Source organism: Alkalibacterium subtropicum, from assembly GCF_900112455.1.
GTDB classification, from domain to species: Bacteria; Bacillota; Bacilli; order Lactobacillales; family Carnobacteriaceae_A; genus Alkalibacterium; species Alkalibacterium subtropicum.
Window position 1 is genome coordinate 13,201 of record NZ_FOLT01000005.1, and the last position, 23,416, is coordinate 36,616.

Here is a 23,416-nt window from a genome sequence, read left to right on the forward strand (position 1 = left end):
CAGTACTCGCTTATTATCCACTTAAGTCATTTGATTGCCCTTTCGGATCGGCTTTTACTGATCAGCCGGTCTAAACAAACTTAGTTGAGTCCACCCGACCTCTTCAACTTGATGAGCAGTACGTAAAATCAATTTTTATGCCAAGTCGATCGACTGATTTCATCGGGTAGTCACTTTTTGAGCCCTGTAGTGACTACTCAAGGGTTAAATTATTCTGGGATGGAAGGTGAATGGTATTCTGTGGAATGCCCGTCTAAGAAACTAAGCTGACTGGTCACTATCAGCTGATTCTATCGCCAACCGGAGAGTCAATTAAGATCGGATAGACAGAACATTCACCTTTTAGTGACCACCCATCCTAAACTTTTCGCCAGCGGACACTACCAGACAGTCATGTGTAAAATGACGAATGATCATGATGAAGTCGTTAATACATGGGCGACCTGGAGAAAGGATTTTAATTGGACTAAAAAATAAGGGTCTTATTTGTACTAGGCGAGTAGAGTCTTATGGCCTGATTTACATGTACGGGAAAAAAATAATGTTCCAGCATCGATTGGAGAGATATACAAAGCAGAACACCGTCAAATATAGGATATTCGACGGTGTTCTGCTTGATGATTATTTTAAGCCGATCTTCTTCTTTTTCGACCGGGTATATGCTTAGTAAAACTTCCAGCTCTTCATATCGAGTTGTGGATCAATGACTTAAATGACTGATTTTTCTTTTCATTTTTCCATACTTCCACGCTTGTTTAGGATGCTTGAACATCACCTTGGTCTTTTTCATACGATACGCTTCTTTGATTTTTTGTGCTTTAGTTTTTTTCTTTCCGGAAAACAGCAGGAACGATAAACTCGTCACACCAACAATAGTCAATGGCACTAGAAACAGCAGAGGGTGCTTTTTAGCTTTGACCATCCAGCTTCCTTTACGCGTCCTGCCACTGCTGTCACCTCTTTCATTCAGCTGCTCGCCTTCTCCGTACAATGTACTCTGAAGCGGTGACTCTGCATCACCCGACTCGTCATAATTAGTACTGTAGATCGATTTTTCAAGATAACGGTCGGTCAAGCGTGGCAGTAAAGCCCCCATCAAGCTCATCACTTTCGACTGACCACCGACATACATGTCCCTTACCGGATGTTCAGCAGCGTAAAGAATAGATGTCGCCACGCTTTCCGGCGGATACATCATGCCGTCATGAGACGGGGCTTTATCGATATAACTGGCAGCATGTGTTGGATAAGGCGTATCTACCCGCGCCGGATGGATCTGGGTCACAACGACCGGCAGATGTTCCTTTTCCGCCTCCATTCTCAAGGCATCCGTGAAACTGTGCACGGCAAACTTGGATGACGAATAGGTTCCCTGTATCGGGAAAGTCCGGTTGCCAAGTACACTGCCCATATTGATCAGTGCGCCAGCTGTTTCTTTCTCTCTGAAATGATCGATCGCTGCCAGTGATCCGTAAACGGTCCCCCAATAATTGATTTCAAACAGCTCACGGGCATCAACGATCGGGATATCAGTCAGGTGTCCGTATATGGCGACTGCCGCATTGTTCACCCAGGTATCAAAACCGCCAAAGGCTTCGACCGCTTTTTCGGCCAGCTGTTTTACTTCTTCTTCTTTTGATACATCCATTTCAAAATAGACGGCTTCCGTTTTTTCGCTCAGTTCGTCTGTTAATGTTTCCAGTGCTGCTTTTTCACGCCCTGCCAAAACGAGCTTTGCTCCTTTATCAGCAGCCATGCGTGCCGTAACAAGTCCAATACCGCTTGTGGCACCTGTAATGACGACGACCTGATCTTTCACTTTCTTCAGCTTCAACGATAGACTGTTTAACGGTTTTCTGTCTTTGATTTCGCACTGCATAATATTTTTCCTCCTTATTAATTCATGACTAAACTTTTATCTGAACTGCTTACATGTTTAATTTTAAAGTATCCAGGGCAGAATCCTCAAATCATACAGCCTAAACAATGAACCTCTGTGTCTGTCATCCACCGCAGTCTCCGAACTAAAAACCCCAATATGAGACTGCCATACTGCACATAGTCTCTTATTGGGGTTTATCAGTCAATTTCGGTTTATCTCCATTGTCTTGATCGATCCGTTATTCATACTCTTTTTCAAAGGTTTTAGTGCTTCTAACTGTATCGATGTGCCGGACTTCATTTTCGATGATCTCACGCTGAGGTTCGAGAAACGGTGGCAGTGACAGTTTTTCACCCAGTGTTTCATACGGTTCATCTTCCATAAACCCTGGCCCCTCAGTTGCCAGTTCGACCAGTATGCCGGCAGTCACCCGCGCATAAAGCGAGCCGAAGTAAAACCGGTTCACGTAACCTGAATGAGGCAGTTTGACGGCCTGATATTTTTCTTTCCAGTTTTCGAGATCGTCTTTATCCTCTACACGAAAAGCCAAATGGTGAACAGTTCCGTATCCCTGCTGATGACGTTCTAGCTCCGTGTTATGTTCCACGACCACTTCTGCACCATTGCCGCCCTCGCCCATTTCAAAGAGATACAGATCATCTTCTGAAGCGATCTGCTTCATGTCATAGACCTGTTCCAGCACGGCTTTAATGTAGTCCAGATCCTGATAGCGCAGGAACATGCGGCCCAGCCCAGTGATCGCGAATTCCAAGGGGATCGGTCCGTTCTGCCATGGCGTGCCTGACTCTACACCCTCATTGTTCTCGTCAGAAATCAGCTGATAGTTCTGATCATCAAAGTCGACAAAAGGCAGGACTTTCTTGCCGAACTGTACCTGAACGTCTTCGTGCTTGACTTCCAGACGGTCGAACCGCTTGACCCAGTAATTGAGTGCAGCATCTGACGGTACGCGGAAACTCGTCCGTGCGATTTCGTCATTCCCGTGAACACCTTTTTGTATGCCAGGAAAATCGAAGAAGGTCATGTCTGTCCCCGCACTGCCTGTGTCATCCGCAAAGAATAAATGATAGGTTTGAATGTCGTCCTGATTGACTGTTTTCTTGACTAGTCGCACGCCCAATACATGTGTAAAAAAGTCATAAATTTTTTCGGCACTGCTGGTGATAGCCGTTACATGATGGATCCCTTTTAATTGCTTCATAATTTAGTTCCTCCTGATAAGTCTGCCTTTGGTTTTCATTTCGAATTCGAGATAATTATAGCGTATACACTAGACTTAGTCAAACATTCGCTATCTTTGCCGGCCTTTATTGCTTAGTCGAACTATCGGTTCAAAATGTTCCAAGAGCAATAAGCTCAAAACAAGAACAATATACAGACAAAAAAAGTCACTATAACTCTTCTCAGGAGTTTATAGTGACCGTCTCTGTTATACAGCGCATTAAAAATCACCGATGATAAAAAAATAACTGACCGGTCAGGATTTCTGCTCGGCTAAAATAAAGCTCCCAGCTTATTTATAACTGGGGGAGCACACACCAATCCATCAAGATAAAGACCTCTTTCAATTATCGGCTCAGTCTCAGAAAAAGGAAGCGCTAGCCGTTCATCTCCTCTGACTCACTTTTTTGAGGACTGAACGCGGTCCGTGACATTTCGCCCCAGGTTTTATTATGCCGCCTGTACTCAAAGAAAGCTATGAACCTCCACCAGGCATTTAATTGACGGTACCCGAAATTTTCCAGCACACTGAAAGCGATCAGCACCAGATATTCAGAAATGTTCTCATACTTCGAAAAATTATATTCATCAAGCATAATAGCGCTGCTGGATAAAAAGATACCATATAGAACAGATACCGCAAGGAAAAGCAGGAAGAATTCCAGACTGATGATCCCCAGCCAGAATGACACTAAAAATGTGACATAGCCGATTATTTCGACGACGGCGCCCAGCATCTCGACAAAAAAGTAATACGGCATCGCCAGCATGCCTACGATCTTGAATTTAGGGTTTAACAGCATTTTTCTATGATTCAGCATACTGTCCATTAAACCTTTGTGCCAGCGTTTACGCTGACTTTTCAGTACGCTCACTTTTTCAGGGACTTGGGTCCAGCATACCGGATCAGGTACGAACACAATTTTATATGGGGTTTTATTTTCACGCATTCTTCGATGTATTTTAACGATCAATTCCATATCTTCACCAATCGTATCCTCAGTGTAGCCTCCAGCTTCTATGACGACACTTTTTTTGAATACACCAAAAGCCCCGGATACGATCATCAAGGCATTGAGGTTGCCCAGACCCAGTCTGCCGAACAAAAAAGCTCTCAAGTATTCCACCGTCTGGAAACGCACCAGATTGCTGGTGCTTAACTTCACTGATTCAATAAAGCCTTTATCCACAATAGAATCGTTCACTGGTCTGACCACTCCCCCCGAAACAATAACTGTCGGATCTTCAACAAAAGGTCTGATGACTTTGGATAATGAATCCCTTTCAATGATCGAATCGGCATCGATGGCTGTGATTATCGGATATTCCGCAACATTGATCCCCGCATTCAAAGCATCTGCTTTCCCGCCGTTCTCTTTATCGATGATGATGATATTTTCAAATAAGGCCGAGAGATAAATGCCTCTGATATCTTTAGTCTTCAATTTTCTTCTGTAGGGCATATCTATTTTTTTTAATTTAAATTCATAAATCAGCTGTTCCAGCGTTCTGTCTTTCGAGCCATCATTGACTATGATCAGCTGAAATTCACTGTATTCCAGACTCAATAGTGCTTTCGCATTATCCACTATCGTCTTTTCTTCGTTGTAACTCGGTACAACGATAGATAAGGGAGGCGTATAGCTGGAAGCTGTCATTTCTTCATAGGACCAGTATTTCTTTTTCTGTCGGTCAACATACAGCGCACGAATGGAAACAACGAAGAGCAGCGTATAAATGGCATTAATGAAAATCATATAATATAAAACGAAACGATTAAAATGCTCGATACTGTTTATTAAAATTTCTGTAAAAAAGTCCATGATCCTCTCCTAAATAATAGTCTATCCGGTCGTCTCTTTGTATAAGGCCTCTCTCTGCAAAACGGCACGTGCCGCATCACTGGCAAAGGGATCCTCTGCATGCAGCAGGGCCTTCAAAGCTGCATGACCTTTTTCATCCAAATAAAAGAGCGATTCAGCAGCATTATGGCGAACATACCAATTCTCATCTCTCATGAATTCCATCAGTATATTTACAGCCTGATCGCTGTTGACTTTTTTTAGAAATTTAGCTAAAAATGCTCTTACTTCCCATTCCGGATCATTTTTTAAAGACATCAGTCTGGCTAAATAGGACGACTCCCCTGTATTGCCAAGTCGGTCACTTGCTTTTAGAGCGGCGATCCTCAGTTCTTTTTCCGGAGACTGACTCATTTTTTCTATCCACCCGACACTTTTCTGGTAGTGTCTTTTTCCACTTTCTTCCAGTGCAATGACCTGCAGAAACATATCTTCAGTTTCCATGATCTCCAGAAGGATCTCTTCAATATCCCCTTCGATGAGTTCAAGGAGTGAAAGGGTGTTGTTCTTACTCATCCATGACTGTTCAGCTGATTTTCTTAATATTTCTTTCAAATAGGTTTTGTTGTTTATTTTTATCAGACTTCTAGCTGTGATAAAGAATAATTCATTATCGGAGGTGTAAAGCTGTTTCAGCAGCAAGGGTTCCAATTTCTTTAAGTCGTATTCTCCGGCTAAGTATGTCCCTGTCTTATTTTTCCATCTATTCGTACTTTTCAAATAACGCTCGACCTTATTTATCATCGACTCCTTACCGATCTTTTCCAGGAGGAGGGTCTGATTCGATCCCGAAATAAATGAATTGTAATCAATGATCAAAGCTTGCAGGACCTTCTTCTCCAAGTATGATCCGGGCTCGATAGACAACTTATCGCCGCCTTGGGTAATAAACCGAAGGAATTCATTTTCATATGTCTTCCTGATCTGCCTTTTCTTATTCCTGATGTACTTCATTACACCTTTCTTTAACAGCAGAAAAATGAACATCACCAAATCAACATAAAACAACATGACCAATATAGTCCAGATAACCTCTCTCAACATTTTACATCATACCTCTAAGTCGTTAGTATTTTTTTGATCTTATGTTCCAGAACATCCAGGGAGAAGGGCTTTTCGAAGAAATCGTCAGCTCCCAGTTTCAAACTCTCCATGACAGACGCTTCACTGTGTTTCCCTGAAATCATGATTATCTTAGGCTCTGCGTTCAAACTGACTCCTTTTATTTTTTTCAGTACTTCGATGCCCGTCACTTTGGGGAGCATGATATCCAGCAGGACGAGATCATATGCGCGCTGGCTAAGTCTATCCAGTGCTTCTTGTCCATCCTTTGCATAGTCGACATCGTAACCTAGATAACCAAGCCGGGTTTTGATGATATTCGTCAGCAATTGCTCATCATCCACAACGAGTATTTTATTTTTAGCGACACGTAATGTTTCACTTTGCAGAATGACCCTGTTTTTCCCTTTTTCCTTGGCAATATATAAAGCTTTGTCAGCTGCTTCGAGTAAGGTGGTTTTTGTTTGGCTCTTGTTTTTGAATTCAGCTATACCTGAGCTGAAGGAAAGAGTGAGATCCACTTTATCATCAGATGTATAGAAAACGTTCGACAGCAGATCCAGTCGAATGTCATCGATGACCGTTTTAGCTTCCACCCCGCTTGTCTGCGGGAGCAAAATCAGAAACTCATCCCCGCCGAACCTGAACACTTCGCACTTGTCATCCATATTTCTTTTAATCGTTTTTACAAATTCTATTAAAACACGATCCCCATAAAGATGACCATGTGTATCATTGATCGCTTTGAAATGGTCCAGGTCCGTAAAAGCCACTGAAAAGACGTCACCGTTCCTGATAAATCGTTCTTTCTCCTGTTCGAATCTATGCACAAAATGTTTACGGGTAAAGACTCCGGTCAGTTCATCCAGGTTCTGCTGCTGTTTAGTTATCTGTCTTTTTTTGAAGGTACCATTTATGTGTGCAAGCAATTCGTTCGGATCGACGGGTTTCTGGTAGATCGTTTCGGCACCTGTTCGCAGCGCTTCGTATCTTACCTCTTTTATGTTCAGCCCCGTCAAGAAAATAATAGTGGTGTCCGTTTTCATCTGTACGATTTCTTCATAGATATCGAACCCGGATTTTTCCGGCATCACGATATCGATCAGTGCAAGATCGATTTTTTCATTTTTCATATACTCTAAAGCATCGTTCCCGCTATGGGTGACCAGCACTTCATACCCCTGATCCTTAAGTAAGTCTTCTAAGAAAGCTAGCATGGAGACGTCATCATCCACCACAAGAATCGTTCCGGAAGACTTCGTGTGTTTTTTTGAACCTTCCGGCACCGTGACATCACCCGCACTGATCAGCACCTCACTTAACTGCTGCTCGATACGGAACAGTAGACTCCCTGTTCCTTTGATCAAAGCAGAAAAATAGTCGGGATGACTTGCCAGACGATCTTTTTCGTTCAACAAAAGCGTTTCGACTTCTTCAGCTGCAGAAGATATGCCATCCAATTCCAGAGTGCCTGCGGTCCCTTTCACGCGATGATAGAACTGGTACAACGCTTCGTAATCTTCATCACTCTCATTACTTAAAAAGCTAATGAGGTTCCTAGAAATATGTGTCATTTGTTCGTTTTTTTCTATTAAAAATTTCCGCTGACTTTTCTTGATGATTTCCTTTAATTTTTCTTGATTCACACTGTCACTCCTCACTTTTCATGACGCTGACGTTCCAGTTGAAACGCGATTCATCTTTCAGAGAACTGCTGATTACAGGCATGTTTAATCTTCGATCAGTTTCAGCAAGATCTCTGAAAGTATTTCCGGAGAATAGGGTTTGACTAAATAATCATGGATCTGATAACGGTCGAGTGCATCTGCTTTTTTATCGATAGCCGAGGATACGATGACCGGGATCGTACGGGTCGTTTCGCCGCTCTGTATTTCTTCGATCAGATCCCATCCCGTCATGCCATCTTCCAGCATCAGATCTACGACGATCGCAGTCAGAGTTCTTTCCTGTGCAATGCTGGAAACATTCCTGCTGTTCAGGTAATGGATGACATTGAAACCATTGAACTTTAACGATTCGGACAACATCATCGCCAGACTGATATCATCTTCGATTAAAAGGACAGTACCTTTAGATTCAGGAAAGACACCTTCAGGTTTGGCAGACTGCATCTGATCCGTCGGCGCATGCAGGACAGGCAGGGAGAAGAAAACGGTGGTCCCGTGGTTTTCCTGAGAATCGATCCATATATCTCCCTGATGCGCTTCAATGATCCCTTTACTTATAGCAAGACCAAGTCCAGTGCCTCCGATTTTTTTGCTCGCGCTGTTATCTACACGTTTAAACTTCGTAAATATCGTTCCTATGTCTGCTTTAGGAATACCGATTCCCTGGTCACTGATGCTGACAACGATTTTTCCATTCTCATTGTAGATTTTCACCGCTACTTTTCCGCCCTCAGGTGAAAACTTAACGGCATTGCTGATGATATTTGTCAGCAGCTGAATCAGCCGTTCTCTGTCTGCCATTACATGGGTAAAGGAAGCTGAGTCTTCCAGGTAGATAGGGTTGTTTTTTTCATGCTTGAATGTATCTATGACTTCCATGATCGTCTTGTTCAGATTGACCTCTTTCATTTCATATTCCTGTTTACCCGATTCGATTCTCTGGACATCCAGAAAATCATTGATCAAATTAGTCAGTCGTTTGGCTTCTTTAAATATCGTCTCAAGATATCTTTTCTGCTTTTCCGGTTTCAGTTCTTTCATCAGAAGCATTTCAGTAAACCCAAGCACGCTTGACAAGGGGGTCCGCAGCTCATGACTGACTGTACTGACGAGTTCAGATTTCATCACATCGATTTCATATTCTCTCGTGATGTCCCGGTACATGAAAATCGTTCCTGTTTTAGCCTCATCGATAAAGACTGGGGATGTATATATCTGAAGGTGCCGGGTTGTCTCATCATCCAGCTGACAGCGGATCGAACTGATATCAGAATACTCCGAATCGATGGCCTGTTCAAAAAAGGCCCTGATTTCTGCTGACTCCTGACATTTTTTTGCAAAATCCTGTATCCAGATGTCTTTCGAGACGATTTTGTTGTCCCTGTAGCTTTCCATACCTATCATCTGAAGCAGCTTGTCATTAGCCTGCAGTAGATCGCCGTCCAGCGAAACCAGCTGCAGGCCTTCCGTGACATTCTGCACGATACTTTCATTCAAACTTCTTTCTCTCTGGACATCTTCATAAATGTCTATCCTGCTTAGAGCAATGCTCAGCTGTCCCATAAGAATAAGGATCTCTGAGATTTCTTCATCTGCAAATACATTTCCGATGCGCGTCAGGGCGAAAATGAGGGCAATATTCCCATGTTCATCTTTCACTGAGGCATACAGGTCGTAACTGTATACCTTCCCTTCAGCTATACCGATTTCCGACTCATTTGCTTCCCGTTTGACAATATAAAAGCGTTCATCCTGCAGACGTATCACAATGTCATTCAGATAGGCATCGGATAAAAACTGCCTGGCATGATTTTCAGTCAGTCCCTTTTCAGCAAACTGTTTCTGATTCGGACTTACAAGAATACCCTTGTCAAAATCAAAGGCCACTCTAAAGTAACCGAATACCCGATTCAAAAATTCATCTCTGTTTACCGTCGCGGTCAACTCTTTGTTCAGGTTACTGTATTTTTCTGTCTTTTCTTTTGCTTTCTGTGTTTGTTCCAGCAGCTCTTTCAATGCGTGTTCGTTTCGCTTGTTTTCCGTGATGTCGATCCCGATCAGGATATAACGGTAGGCCTTACCTTTTTCATTCAGAAAAGGGACGATCGTAGCATTGAGCCAATAACAGGAGCCATCTTTTGCTTCGTTTCTTATTTTACCTGTCCATATCTTTCCCTTGCTGATCGTGTGCCACATTGTTTCATAAAAGGCCTTATCCTGATGCCCACTTTTTAAGATCCGTGTGGTATTCCCAACGAGCTCATCTTCTTTATACTTCGACGTTCTGCAGAACATATCGTTTACATTAATGATGATCCCCTCATCATTAGTGATACATAACAAGGCAGACTGATTCAAGGCTTTGTTGATATGCTCGATTTCGGTCACGTACGCTTCAAGCTGGTTCTGGTTATATTCGAGTTCATCCTGCTGGGACAGCAGTTCTTCATTTTGTGCAGTCAGCTCATCCTCTTTATCCTGAACCTCAGTCGCCATATCTTCAAACGACTGAGCCAGCATCTGCAGCTCCTGTAGCTGAAAATCTGATTTCAGTTCCAGCTTTTTCCCTTTTTTTAGATTTAATGTCGCCGAGATCAGCATTTCAAGCGGAAAAATGATCTCTTTCAGCAATCTGCTGATCACAAAGACAAACAGACCGAAACTGACAAGACCTAAAATAATGAAACCGGTAGTGAATCGGTTGATCAGCAGAAGCGTATCAGCATATATTTCATCTCTTTCCAGCTGGCTCTCATCATTGAAGCCGCGGGTATACTGGAGAAACCGGTTGATGTCTTCGTTCGTCCCTCCACTTGATAAGGCCCTGAGCGATTCATAATCGTCTGCTTCGACATAACTTATTGCTGAGGGAAGCAGTGTGTTCGTATAGTTTGTATAAAAGTCAGATAGGATCGTATTTAATTCCTCTTCTTCATCAGTAAGAGAAAGAGATTGAAAATGATCGATGCTGTCTCTGAATTCTTCTAAATTTTCGTATAGCAAGTTCAGTTCCATCTGATCCTGAAAAGCATAATACCCTCTCGCTCTAAAAAGTACTTGCGTTAGATTGTCCTCCAAATCATTGATCGCATTAAACTTCATCGTGGTTTCTTCATAGCGTTCATCTATTGTAGACTGTACATTGAGCAGGGTGATAATACCGAGAGTAGTAATGAGAACGATAACAGATAAAAGCAGTGCCGCCATCCTGTAAAATTTCCGTTTGATTTTGATCGGCCGATAAGTCTTGTCACTCATTTGTCAAATCCTCCACTAATCGGTAAAGCTCCATTGGACTGAACGGTTTTTTCATAAAAACGTCGACACCCGCTGATTTAGCCTGCTGCTGGTCTTTTTCCTGAGTTTTCGCCGTCAGCATGACAATAACTGTTTCCCTCAACATTTCCTTGTCTGCTTTCTCAAGCATTTCTAGTCCTGTAAGCTCCGGCATCATATAATCCAGAATGATCACATCGTATTTTTTTCCGCTGATCATACTCAAGGCTTCCAGACCGCTCTCGGCTTCATCGATCGTAATATTTAAATCTTCCAGACTATCGACGATCAGCATTCTCAACACCATTTCATCATCCACTACCAGCACATTTTTCATATGTGCACCTCCATATCACTCATTTAGATACTCCTTGATTATTTTATATGATTCTTTCAATCTTTCTTCATAGACGGGCTGATCCCAGTTTTCCCATGTATAAGCCACCATTTCGGCATCTTTTGCGTTCTTTTCTGGAAGCTGATCCGTCGTGCGGCTATTTTCTGTAGTCACTACTGAGTACTCTACAGCTTCTATATAATCTGATGCACTTAACCCTTCAGACTGTATGTCCCCCATGATTTCTTTCTGGCTGGGATTCTTGACATTAAGCATGAGCCATGGGATGCGTACCTCCAGTATTCCTGAATCCCTATTGAATATATAATCTGCCAGCGAATCATACTCTTCACTTTCAGGACTACCGATACCCTCTTTCAATACACCCGTTTCGTAATACTGAAAGGGAACGTGTTCTCCTGTTGAAGGAATGTCCATTGGCATAGACAAAGGTAACTTGATCGTATGGAACTGGCCGCTGTTTTTTTCGACCTTCTGACTGCCGGCCGTATCCTCCAGCGCATAACTGAACTGGAAATGGAAGGGATCATAATATTTGTCTATCCAGACTCTGCTTTCGTTAGACGCTGAAAGTTCAATGACAAAATCTATTCCTTCAGAAAAAGTCTGATCAGCTATAAAAGGCACGTCGATATTCCCCTGCTGGTCGATCGTATCCAGAAGAATAGTCACATCCGTTTCGCTGGTCCATTTTTGCGGATCATAGTCGATCATAAAGTAAAGGTAAGCCTCATCATGACTGGCGGATATACTATGGAGCAGTCCGTCTTCTTTTTCTGCCGATATTTCTTCGGCCTGCCACTTGTCCCGGCTGCCATCAAGCGGTTTTTTGTGTGTTTCAAAGCTCAGCAAGCCAAAGTGCTGCTCATTGGTCTGCATATTGGACCAGTACGGACGCCGGTCTGGATCATCCAGCTTCATTGTATTCCAAGTCCGTTTAAACCATTCATCCTGCCAGGTGAACAGTATCCCACCTGCTGCGCCCTGATGTCTGATGTCTTCAAACAGGCGCACGTCGATTGCTCCCTGTTCTTTTTCCGAATGAAATCCCTGATTCCAGCCGTACGGGTTCTCGTGAGTCATTCCTCTGGATGAGGGGACACCAAATTCTGCAATAACGACCGGCATGCGATGGGCCTGTATCAGATCGTTCAGATAGCCCGCATAACTGTTCTTTTCTCCTCGGTGGTCTATGAAATCCAAATACGCTTGTTCGTAATTCAGAAAGTCCGGATAATAAGGGTAAACATGATAGCTCGCAAAATAGCCGGTCTTCAGCCGATCTGTGGCATGTATCGTGTTCGGATCGACACTGACTCTATCCTCTTCAGCCAATGGCTCTGCAGGATGATCGAGCAGATCGGTGGTCGGCCAGTTGGTGAAGCTGATAGGATGCATCGTCCCATACATGCTTGCTTCATAATCCGTTAAATATTCCATCCGTTGTGCGAGCCACTTTTCAAAGGCATTCGCCTCTTTCGTAGTGAAATATTCTCCCGTGAATTCTTCTTGGCTCTCATGAAGGGTGTTCGTCTCTTCAACCATCCTGGGGTACCATTCAATGCCTAATATGTAGCCCATAATATAAGGGGAAATGTCGTAGGCGTATTCTCCGGATGCATGTCCGGATTCAGGATTTAGATTAATATTCCCGTGAACCACATCGACTGCATCTCTTATTTCGTTTTCGAACGGATCAATATTGGAAGAAGAATAAGCGTCCAGTGTAGAAACAAGGTTTTCTTCATTTATCCAGACCCCATGGACAAGGTACAGCGGCGAATCCGTCTGCTGGTTGTGCATCCACAGCGCTTTATAAAATTCCGGCGGGTGGATCGTATAGACACGGATCACATTGGCGCCCATGTCGCTTATCTGAGTCAGCCAGCGTGCGTATTCTTCATAAGTAATCGCCGTCTCTCCTGGCCATGAACCCGGCTTGGCAATCCCCATATTCACACCCTGGATCTCCACCTCTTCCCATTTTCCGCTGCTGTAGACCTCAAAAGCAGTGTCATTCACACGGGTGGGATAGGCTAATTCTTCCTCTTCATACATCAAGCTTGCCTGATCCTCTTTATTCTTCAGGCTTTTTCCTTCATGGGTTTCCTGTAAGATCGTATGCATCATCGGCAGGTACGCCCGATAATAAAAGGCGTTTGTCCCCTTCAGCTGTGCCCAGCTCATCATCCTGTACAGCCAGTCCATCCCTTTGTATTTATAGAAAGAAGGCGTAGCAGCCATATCAGCAAAATCACCGGCAAAATAATAGGCCGGGGTCCCTGATACTGTATTCCGCGTGACGGCCGGGATCATATTTTCAATATCATATTCACTCAGGCGTTTGCTTCCCTTTTCAGTCAATCCCAAGGAATAAGTGGCTAATACATCCGCAGCCTCGGCCTCCACAATATCGAACCAGTACCCATACTGTGAGGAAAGAGACATGCCAAAAAAAGCTTGCCCTTGACTGGTAAAATCAAAACGCACGCCTTCCCCTTCAAAGTCCTGTCCTTCTTCCAGGACAAGAATATGCTCGTCATTCTTCACAAAAACGAGGCCAGGGCCACTCGATCCCCAAGTTTCCTGAGTCTGCTGCTCATAGTTCTCCAGGATCCATAATGGGATCTCACTGTTCAGTTCAGGATCCAGTTCATTGAAATAGCGGGCAGTCCAGCCGTTCCAGTTTATTCCTAAAATTGAGGTGAAACGATCCTGCACTTCAGACGTTGTTGGACTGGCGAAACTGTTGAACTCGGCAATTAAAGGCGTCTGACTGGCATACATCTCTTCTTCTACATACGCGAGTTCTTCAGCAGTCAGGCCCCCGTATATCAGACCAGACCGTGTCTCTCCCTCGGTCAGATCGTAAAACTCATTTTCGTATACTCCATATGTATCTGCCATGTAGATCAAGTCTTTTTCTTCTACAGGGAGGGATGAAACGTCATACTGGTTTTCTTCAAGAGGATGAAACCCCGTATAGTCATGTGTTAAATCATAAGCCGTCTGGTCACTCTTTATGTATTTATAATGGTTCAATGCCCACGTTATGCCTTTATGCTCCCTATAAGTCTGGTCGGGAACTGTTTTATCCATGATGAGTACATCAAGCGCTCGACCTGAATCAAGCTGCCAAGCTATGTAGGGTAAAAAAAGGAGCAGTAGTCCGAATGCGATGCCTATATATGTAAGTTTCTTTTTCACTTGCGTTCATCCTTTATGCCTGTCATTAGGGGTCGGGCTCTTTCCGGCCCATCCATTTATACACAAAGAGATAATGTGTTAAACTAGATGGACAGCTACAGATTTTAACTTATTTTTTAAAGAGACACCCGTGTAAACCTGCTGTGTTATCATTTATTGTATCACAAATACATGAACAAACATTCACGGATTATGTATATTTTTGTTTCGGAGGTGACTACTCATGTCCCATCATCTTACTAGACGGACCCGCATACACAAAAGGCTTCTGTTCTTCATACCCGTCCTTCTATTTATTATTTTCCTATATTTCAATGCTTTTGACTCATTGAATACGCCTGTACTGACCAATGACACACTTCAGGCCTCTTCATATGCCATAACAGCTGTGACCTTTCACTCCAATGTATATACGAAAGAGACCCCTTTGAACGTGTCCGTAGAGATAGCCGCCGCCCCCTCACTTGCACGCACACTCTGGCTCGGATTCAGCATCGTCAGTCCGTTGGGGAACACAACAGATTTTCCTCTTGCTGAAGTAACCCCTGAACCTGGTGGGGCCGTAACCTTTCCACTTGCCTATTTATTAGAAGCGAGTGTTCCGGATGACCTCACAAGCGGCCCGTATACAGCTGTTTTTTCTTTGTGGGACAGTGATCCCATTACAAAAGATGCTGTCCGGCTGGCTAAGCTGAGAAAAACAGATGCCTTTCGTCTTTATAATGACATCGAACATTTCCAGACGTTTGATGATAAAGAATGGTACAGCAGGAACGGCCAGCTGGGACGGACTCTCCTGAAAAATGGACACGTCGCTGTCTCCAGTGACCGTTTAACCATACGCATACCTGCGAACACCTTAGAAGGCGGCGAGATCCAGACGACCGCTCTCAGACATTTCGGTTCATATGAAGTCAGTATGAAACTCCCCGATGCTCCTTCGTCAATAACCGGCTTTTTCCTTTACAAGGCTCCCGATTTCCATCATGAAATCGATATAGAGATCTTCAATCAGCCAGAATCAAACGTGCTCTTTACCTCCTACCATGAAGGGATGACTCAGCATGAGAACAAAACCTCTTTAGCTTTCGATCCCACCGCCGGTTTCCACCGCTACCGGATCGATCACTACCCTGATCGCGTGAGTTTTTACATCGATGATACTAAGGTGCAGAGCTGGGACCATGGTTTCACGATGGAACCGATGCACCTGATGGTCAATACATGGTTCCCCGAATGGCTGGATGGCCTTGCACCAGAAGAAGACCAGAAATTGTACATTGAATGGATCAGGTATTGACTGTCTGCAAGGATTCTATTGGAAAAAGGATACAGCTGGTTTACATTAAGTCCTGTTACCCTTCTCATTCAGACGTCTGCTTATATATTTGAAAAAGGGGTAGACTCTGATCATAGAGTCTACCCCTTTTTTAGTTTATGCTATTTGTTCAGTTTATACACTTTTACGGTACAAGTACACACCATACAGCGTGGTAAGGAGCGTGCCGATTATGAGTGTAAGGTGGTATAAAGGATCCCAGCCCTCACCCGTGAAGAAGAGTAATACTATCCCGAGAGCGATGAACAGAAAACCGATGATGCTTGAGAAATATAAGCCGAACTTTCCAAATGGAATTTCATACGGTCTTGCAATATCTTTATCCACTTTTCTCAATTTAACGACTGTTGGAAACAGCCATAAATAAGGTAAGAAGAAAATAAGGAAACTGAAGGAAAGGATCGTCCAGAAGGCATCATTGGCACTACCACTTAATGCAAAGTTCAGGACAATGAGCAAAGTCGAAATAATCCCCATTAAGATATAAGAGTAATCAGGGGTATTGAATTTTTTATTCCGGTGACCCAAAATCTTGGTGTGCTTAGTGAACTCAGCTTCATCAAGCACTTCTACTCCTCCGAGTGTCCACGAGATCATATTAGATACTAACGTAAACAATGCAACGATCATTGTGACATTAAAGACGACGCCGGAAGCCGGTCCAAAGACAGTGGACAATTCTTCCAGAGCATAAAAGAAACCGTCAAGTGGATCTACCGATGCGGCTGGAATGGCAGCTAACACACCAAAGGTCCCGATAATGTACATTGCAGCAATCAATATCCCCGCAAAAATCGTCATTTTGGGAATGTTTTTTTCAGGTTTATCCACTTTTGAAGCGATCGCGCTTATCAGTTCAAACCCCAGCAAATTATAGACGATTGCTGAACTGTATGCGATGGTATCAAAATTCAAGTTCAAAGCAAAACTGGACAGTGAAAAGTCATTAGCCAGACCGTTCTGAAAAGCATACATCACACCCATTATCCCGAAAACGATCAGAACACTGACTTTCAGAATCGCTGCGATATTCGTGACTGTGATACTTAAATCCACCCCTCGGATACCGATGAATACGATAAGCCAGCACATCGCTACCGCTAAAGCGGCTGCGGCAAAATTACTCATCGCCGGAATATAAGCCATCGAGAACCAGGCACTGAACGCTATGAATACCGCCGGCATCCAGAAAGCTACATTGACCCAATAATACCAGGCCACCAGACTCGCTTGAAACGGACCGAATGCCCTGTTGACCCACGCATAAATGCCTCCATCTTCAGGATACGTGGCTCCGAGTTCCGCATTGATGAGTCCGTAAGGGATGAAAAACAGAATAGCTGTGAGCAGCCAGACGGTGATCGACGAAGCTCCCAATGCTGCCGGAGCAACGAATGTGTCCAGTACAACGATTCCCGTCACGGTAAAAGTGACCATCTTAAAGAGACTAACTTTTGCAACATTTTCCTCGGCGATAATATTTTCGCCTATTTTTTCTTCCATTTATCTCACCTCTCCATTTGATTTTCCTTATCACTCATTAATATCCTCAGCTAACGGTTGCTGCTGAGTGATGCAGTGGATATTCCCGCCGCCTAAAAGTATTTCCCGAGCATAGATCCCGCGTACTTCTCTATCCGGGAACACTTCACTCAGTACATCTTTAGCATTCTGGTCATATTTTTCATCGTTGAACAACGGAAGGATAACAGCGTCGTTTGCAATGTAAAAGTTCGCGTATGACGCAGCCTGGCGGTCTCCTTCCTGTCTGGGCAAGGTGCCGTCGATCTTGTCGACGCCTTCGCTTTCTTCTTTAGTGATCAGGACCTCATGGGGGATATGAAGTTTGTGCACCACCAATTTTCTGCCTCTGGCATCTGTTTCGTTTGATAAATAATCTAGGGCTCGTTTAGACCTCGGATATTGCGGATCCTCCTCATCATCCGTCCAGGCAAGCACGATGACGCCTGGAGCACAGTAATGAATGATATTATCCACATGACCATTTGTTTCATCAAGATATATCCCTTCAGGAATCCACAGAACTTTCTCTGCTCCCAAATACTCTTTTAATTTAGTTTCGATTTCTTCTTTGTCCAGCTTGGGGTTTCTGCTTTCATGGAGCAGACATTCTTCTGTTACGATAACGGTCCCCTCTCCATCAGTATGGATGGAACCCCCTTCCAGGATGAAGTCTTCCAGTGAATAGTAGTCGATATTTTCTATTTCGCAGACCTTTCGTGCCACTTGATCGTCTTTGTCCCAAGGGAAATACAAACCGTCCACCAATCCTCCCCAGGCATTAAAACGCCAGTCCACACCTCTGACTTCTCCGTCCTTATTTTTCACAAAAGTCGGCCCGCTGTCGCGCATCCAGGAGTCATTTACAGACATCTCCACGACCCGTACGTGTTCTTTCAGCATATCCCGGGCATTTTCAAATTGACTGGGGGAGACACACATCGTTACCTTTTCATATTCCACTATTGTATTAGCCACTTCAGCGAACACTCTTTGTGCCGGCTTCCCTCCCAGCCGCCAGTTGTCTGTCCGTTCCGGCCAGATCATCCAGCAGCCTGCATGCGGTTCAAATTCACCCGGCATCCTGAATCCCTCTTTTTTAGGCGTTCCTGACAATCGTTTTACCATTGGCTTTCCTCCTTTCTTCAGTTTTTAAAGGTTTTCCATGAAGGATCGGATGTTATGCTGATGTTTATCTGCAAGCTCTTTCGAGGGCTCCTTTGTATAGCGGTGAGTGAAGTAAACGAGAATCGCCATCTGAGCAGTCAGGCGATTTTCCGCTTGATCAAAAGCGACACTGTAATCCCCTTCCAGAGCCTCCCTGGTAACCTCTTCCTTGTCATTGGCCGGCAGGCAATGGAGCAGCATTGCCCCAGGAGCAGCCCTATGCATCAATTTTTCTGTAATGACATAATCAGGCATGAATGCTGCGAGACGTTCCTCTTTTTCATCCATTTGGGTAGTCCAGTAGAAGCTGTCCCCGTAGACGACTTCACATTCTGAAACTTTGCTGATATCTTCGGTGATCTCATAATGCGCACCCGAATTCTTGCAGTTTTCATCAGCCATTCTCAGCCATTCCTCTTCCATGTGATACTTTTTTGGTCCGATCTGTTTGAATCCGATGCCGTATTTCGTACAGGTCAGCAGCAGGGAACGGCAGACATCAGTGGCATCACCCATAAAGGCAACGGTCAGATCGGTGAGTGTTTTCCCTTCCGGTAAGTGTTCCATCATGGTAAAGATATCTGCTAACATCTGAGTTGGGTGATACACCGTATCGAGCCCGTTGATTACTGGGACCGTTGCCGCTTCCGTCAGTTTTTGAGTCGTTTCCCCACTGTTTGTGCGGGCTACTATAAGATCGCACATGCGGGACAACACTCTGGCCGTATCCTCAACGGTTTCTTTTGACCCCAGATGAATATCTGATTTGGATAGAAAAATCGCATGGCCCCCCAGCAGTGTCGCAGCTGCTTCAAACGAAACGCGTGTACGTGTCGAGCCGGCTTCAAAAATCATCCCCACTGTTTTATTTTTAAACAATTCGGGAATGGCGTTATCTCTTCTGGCATCTTTCAGTAAGGTCATCAGTTCAAGCATGCTGTCTATTTCAGCTTTAGTGAAATCGTTCATGGTGAGCATGTGTTTTAACTCTTTTTTGTTTAAATCTGTGGCACTGGATGATGGTATTTTCATATCGATCGCTCCTTTTATATGTTTTAAATGTATAATTCCTCTAATGGTCTGGACTGATCTTTCTTCCTGGTAATGATCGAAACAACCACAATAAGCAGGATGTTGACAAGCGGTGGGACCAGAGTGAAAAATTCCCACGGTTCCGGAATAATCGTCCCCTGCATGATACCTCCCAGTACATTTACCAGCAGTCCCCCGATCATCCCCGCCATGACGCCATACGATGTGGCCCACTTTGCTTTCAATGCTACAATGAAGGGGAAAAACAGGACACCGAACTGCAATGTGAAGGCAAAAACAGTCATATCGTAAATGTTTGAACTCAATAACCCGATCAGTGCTGCTAAAGTACCGGTTAGAATAACGCAATAGCGTGTGATCCTTAGTAAGTAATCCTGATCCACATTATGCTGTGGTTTGTTTTTCAGAAAAATAGGGTAGATGATATCATTCGAAAAGATGACCGCAGTGGCAAACAGAGAAGTACTGGCACTTGATAAAACCGCACCGATCAGTGAAGCAACGAAAATACCGAGAAGTACCGGATTCAATAACTCTCTAGCTAAAAACGGAATCAGTAATTCACTGTCCTGCGCAATCAAACTGCCGTCGACGACCCCGCTGCTGATCAGCGTATGTCCGATCAAAGCCAAGAATACCGGAATGAGACCAAACGTCCAATACATGCTCCCCGATATGATCATTCCTTTTTGAGCAGTTTTAGCATCTTTTGCCATCAATGCACGTTGTGCTATATCCGGACTGGGAATGTTACCCAAGGCCATACCAGCCCACATGGAGACATATGTCACCCAAGGCATCAGTCCCTGCTCAGCAGGGACAAACCGCCAAAAATCTTCAGGTGTATGAGCTGCAATATTATCTATTCCTCCAGCTGCATTGTAGCCGATCACCAGAAGCAATATCAGTCCGATAAAAATAATGATCATTTGAATGAAATCTGTCCAAATGACAGCTAACAGACCGCCCATATAGGTGAAAGAAACCACTGCCACCAGCGCAATGACATAGCTCAGATAGAAATTCAAATCGAATAAAACCGAAAGGATTTTACCGACAGCCAGCAACTGCACTGCTGTCCAGATGACGAATGTGGGAATCATTACAGCAGAAGCAATATATCCGGTAGCGCTTCCAAACCGATGTGTATAAATTTCGCCTATGGAATTAATTTTTAAACTTCTCAGTGTTTTCACAAAAAACAGGCCGATGATGATCAGAGACAAACCGGCAGCAAACGGATCTTCTATCACTCCATAAAGCCCCTCCTGAAACGCAGCTCCTGTTCCTCCGATGACTGTACCTCCACCCCAGAACGTGGCAAACACAGTCCCCACGACCAGAAATAAAGGCGCCCCTCTACTGGCAACCAGATAGTCCTCTGTATTCTTTACCCGTTTACTGGCAATCTTGCCAACAGCAATCAAACTGCCGACAAAGAGAATGATGATCGCTAATGGGACAGCATTGTTGAAAGACACAATTTAACTCCCTCCTTTAAATATTGTTCGCGTTTTCACAACTTCTTAACTTGATTTTATTCATAAAAAGTCAAAAAGTCAACTAATAAGTTGTAATTTCAGCAATTACTTTGTCTATTTTTCTATACAATATGTCATAATCGGACATTTAAAGTGTTATTTCGTGTAATATTATTTGTTTTACCCATTCATTTCATGCTATTATTGGGGTGAGCTTACTTCATGTAAAGGAGGATAGTTCTCAGTTTGTCTGCCTGAGAACGCGATTATGGCAAAAAAAGAGAAGAACTATGATCAGACCGACTATAAAATTATTCAGGAACTTTCTAAAGATGCTAGAAAATCTGTCGCAAAAATAGCCAGAAAAATCGATGTCAATGAGCGTACAGTGCGAAGAAGGATCGAAAAACTGATTCAGGACAATACCCTTCGGATCACCACCATTGTCGATCCGAGCAGTTTCGGATATAATGCCATTGCGGATATCAATCTGAAAGTTGACGAAGCTGTCTATGACGATTTCGTAGAGGAATGCAAGGCGGATCCCAATGTCTGCTATATAGCCACTGGCTGGGGCAAAGCGAATCTATCTATTGAAACACGTTTTTTAGATAATGAAAACATGTATGATTTCATCAACAAAACACTACCGGAAACTGCTGGTGTCGAAGTGATCAACTACTTCATCATCCCCAAGATCATTTACAACATTGACGAATGGCTGCCAGTGAAGGAAGATTTTAAAGAGGAGTAAGGGTGATATCTTTACTTCAGACCACTTTGAAAAGCAGGTTATCTTGCTCAGCAGAGCTCAAGAGTCTGCTCTCAGAAAAATATCAAGACACTTGTCTTGTTTGCCGAACTCATCTGTACTCACACTATTGCATCAAAAGGGCCTTGAAGTTAATTGACTTCAAGGCCCTTTTGATGCAACTGAGATAACTGTAAGGGATTTTATGTGGTACTCTATCTGCAGACATGCCTGCGTTGAACAGGCAGAGATTCAAGCATCAGTTTCCCTTTTGACATGTTCATAATTTTTAGTATGACTGGCTCTCATCCCTTCATAAAAGCGAAAGGTGTCTTTCAACTCCTGTTCCAGCGTACTGTCACCCCGTATGAGCCTTTTCAGGTAAGATTCTGAAAATTCGATCCGGTCATGTATTTCTTTTTTATTATCCGTGACGTTCCCGTGTCCAGGCACATGGATATTAATTGTATGGTGATCTATTATCCATTGTGCCTTATCTACGGTTTTCACGTAGTCCAGATAGCTGCTCGTAATGAATGGAAACTCGACATCTGATAGATAATCGCCGGATAATAAGAGCCCAAAGGGTTCCACAACTGTAAACAAGCCATCATCCGTGTGTCCCGGTGCCTTGTAAAAGGTCAAGGTCATATCACCAAGTATCAGCTTTTCACCGTCCCCTTTGATGACTCTATCAACGGTCGGATATTCCGAAACATATTCACGTTCGATATAATATTCCTGATCAAAATCGTGAATTTTTTTTAGGATCATTTCCTTTTCTGTATTCATCTGAAATTCTTCTGAAGCAATGACCGCCGCTTCCGGAAATGCCCCGGCACCGATGATATGATCAAAATCGCTGTGGGTATAGATAATGTAAAGCTGACGGTCCCCTCTATGTTCATTTATGTATTGCTTTATCTCATCGATTTCATGCGGCAGCCAGGTTGGATCGGTCAGAACGATGCCCTTTTCAGACTGGATGACTGCGGACGTTGTTTTGTATAGTGAACTTTGAAATACAGTGAGGTTGTTTTTTTGAAAGTGCAGCATTATTGTACTCCTTTTCTTGCTCAATCATCGTGTTCCGGTCAAGAATTATGGCCTCATAGAGAAAATCAATTTCAGTAGAAAGACACCCTGTTACTTTGTGAAGTCAAGTCGGTTGCATTAACTAAGACGGGATATGAACATCGTTTTTTTTATTGCCGGGATCAATTATTTTAAGTGTACCACGTTTCGTTGAAAATTTTATATCCTGATTTTATCAAAGGTGAGTCCATCGTCACTTTTAAACAAAAACCTCCCACCACTGAGAGGTTTTTGACTTAAGGTTTATTTGGCATTCTTTCCGGTTTGAATTTTATCAAACTAACAATCAGAAGAATAAAGTGACCGCCTATCAATGATAGAGCCTCATTTAAAACAAAAAAATCTAATAGTGTCCACTGCAGAAAAAAAACAAGTGAGTCGTCACTAAAAGGTGGATGTTGGGACTGCCCATTCTTGTTTGACACTTGAGAT

The 23,416-nt window shown here is 43.5% G+C and carries 15 protein-coding genes; 2 read left to right on the plus strand and 13 right to left on the minus strand.

The window, feature by feature from the left end; all coding sequences use genetic code 11:
- Positions 1 to 700 precede the first annotated feature (700 nt).
- From BM049_RS06575 to BM049_RS06610, 8 genes are all read right to left on the minus strand, one after another.
- Positions 701 to 1,879 (minus strand): SDR family oxidoreductase, encoded by a 1,179-nt coding sequence (locus BM049_RS06575; RefSeq protein ID WP_091529696.1) that lies wholly within the window; start codon positions 1,877 to 1,879, stop codon positions 701 to 703.
- Between the two features lie 241 nt (positions 1,880 to 2,120).
- Entirely contained in the window at positions 2,121 to 3,107 is a 987-nt protein-coding gene (locus BM049_RS06580; RefSeq protein WP_218147227.1) for a ring-cleaving dioxygenase, read from the minus strand.
- A gap of 394 nt (positions 3,108 to 3,501) precedes the next feature.
- A complete protein-coding gene (locus tag BM049_RS06585; protein WP_091529701.1) occupies positions 3,502 to 4,947 on the minus strand; it encodes a glycosyltransferase family 2 protein in 1,446 nt (481 codons plus the stop codon).
- A gap of 21 nt (positions 4,948 to 4,968) precedes the next feature.
- Positions 4,969 to 5,940, minus strand: a complete 972-nt coding sequence (locus BM049_RS06590; RefSeq protein ID WP_177188621.1) for a HEAT repeat domain-containing protein — start codon at positions 5,938 to 5,940, stop codon at positions 4,969 to 4,971.
- 104 nt (positions 5,941 to 6,044) lie between these two features.
- Entirely contained in the window at positions 6,045 to 7,694 is a 1,650-nt protein-coding gene (locus BM049_RS06595; protein ID WP_091529706.1) for a GGDEF domain-containing response regulator, read from the minus strand.
- An 84-nt stretch (positions 7,695 to 7,778) separates the two neighbouring features.
- Complete coding sequence (locus BM049_RS06600) at positions 7,779 to 10,994, minus strand: ATP-binding protein (protein ID WP_091529709.1); 3,216 nt, start codon at positions 10,992 to 10,994, stop codon at positions 7,779 to 7,781.
- Positions 10,987 to 11,349, minus strand: coding sequence for a response regulator (locus BM049_RS06605; protein WP_091529712.1), 363 nt, complete (start codon positions 11,347 to 11,349; stop codon positions 10,987 to 10,989). The genes BM049_RS06600 and BM049_RS06605 overlap by 8 nt, the downstream gene beginning before the upstream one ends.
- 15 nt (positions 11,350 to 11,364) lie before the next feature.
- On the minus strand, positions 11,365 to 14,577 hold the full coding sequence (locus BM049_RS06610; protein WP_091529714.1) for a hypothetical protein: 3,213 nt from the start codon (positions 14,575 to 14,577) through the stop codon (positions 11,365 to 11,367).
- 223 nt (positions 14,578 to 14,800) lie between these two features.
- Here BM049_RS06610 and BM049_RS06615 point away from each other — a divergent pair, with 223 nt between their 5' ends.
- Positions 14,801 to 15,877 (plus strand): glycoside hydrolase family 16 protein, encoded by a 1,077-nt coding sequence (locus BM049_RS06615; RefSeq protein ID WP_091529716.1) that lies wholly within the window; start codon positions 14,801 to 14,803, stop codon positions 15,875 to 15,877.
- Positions 15,878 to 16,030: 153 nt separating this feature from the next.
- On the opposite strand, the gene BM049_RS06620 is transcribed toward BM049_RS06615, so the two are convergent.
- Genes BM049_RS06620 through BM049_RS06635 form a run of 4 tightly spaced genes read right to left on the minus strand, consistent with a single transcriptional unit; the run spans position 16,031 to position 21,138 of the window.
- Positions 16,031 to 17,419, minus strand: coding sequence for an APC family permease (locus BM049_RS06620; protein WP_091529718.1), 1,389 nt, complete (start codon positions 17,417 to 17,419; stop codon positions 16,031 to 16,033).
- A gap of 30 nt (positions 17,420 to 17,449) precedes the next feature.
- Positions 17,450 to 18,565, minus strand: a complete 1,116-nt coding sequence (gene aguA, locus BM049_RS06625; RefSeq protein WP_091529720.1) for an agmatine deiminase — start codon at positions 18,563 to 18,565, stop codon at positions 17,450 to 17,452.
- A gap of 24 nt (positions 18,566 to 18,589) precedes the next feature.
- On the minus strand, positions 18,590 to 19,636 hold the full coding sequence (argF, locus tag BM049_RS06630) for an ornithine carbamoyltransferase (protein WP_091529722.1): 1,047 nt from the start codon (positions 19,634 to 19,636) through the stop codon (positions 18,590 to 18,592).
- 23 nt (positions 19,637 to 19,659) lie between these two features.
- Positions 19,660 to 21,138, minus strand: coding sequence for a sodium:solute symporter family transporter (locus BM049_RS06635; RefSeq protein ID WP_177188622.1), 1,479 nt, complete (start codon positions 21,136 to 21,138; stop codon positions 19,660 to 19,662).
- A 268-nt stretch (positions 21,139 to 21,406) separates the two neighbouring features.
- Between BM049_RS06635 and BM049_RS06640 the strand changes: the two genes are divergently transcribed.
- Positions 21,407 to 21,892: an Lrp/AsnC family transcriptional regulator gene (locus BM049_RS06640; protein ID WP_091529727.1), complete on the plus strand. Its 486-nt coding sequence runs from the start codon at positions 21,407 to 21,409 to the stop codon at positions 21,890 to 21,892.
- A gap of 249 nt (positions 21,893 to 22,141) precedes the next feature.
- On the opposite strand, the gene BM049_RS06645 is transcribed toward BM049_RS06640, so the two are convergent.
- Positions 22,142 to 22,945 carry an MBL fold metallo-hydrolase gene (locus BM049_RS06645; protein WP_091529729.1) on the minus strand — a complete coding sequence of 268 codons (804 nt, stop codon included), beginning with the start codon at positions 22,943 to 22,945 and terminating at the stop codon, positions 22,142 to 22,144.
- Positions 22,946 to 23,416 lie beyond the last annotated feature (471 nt).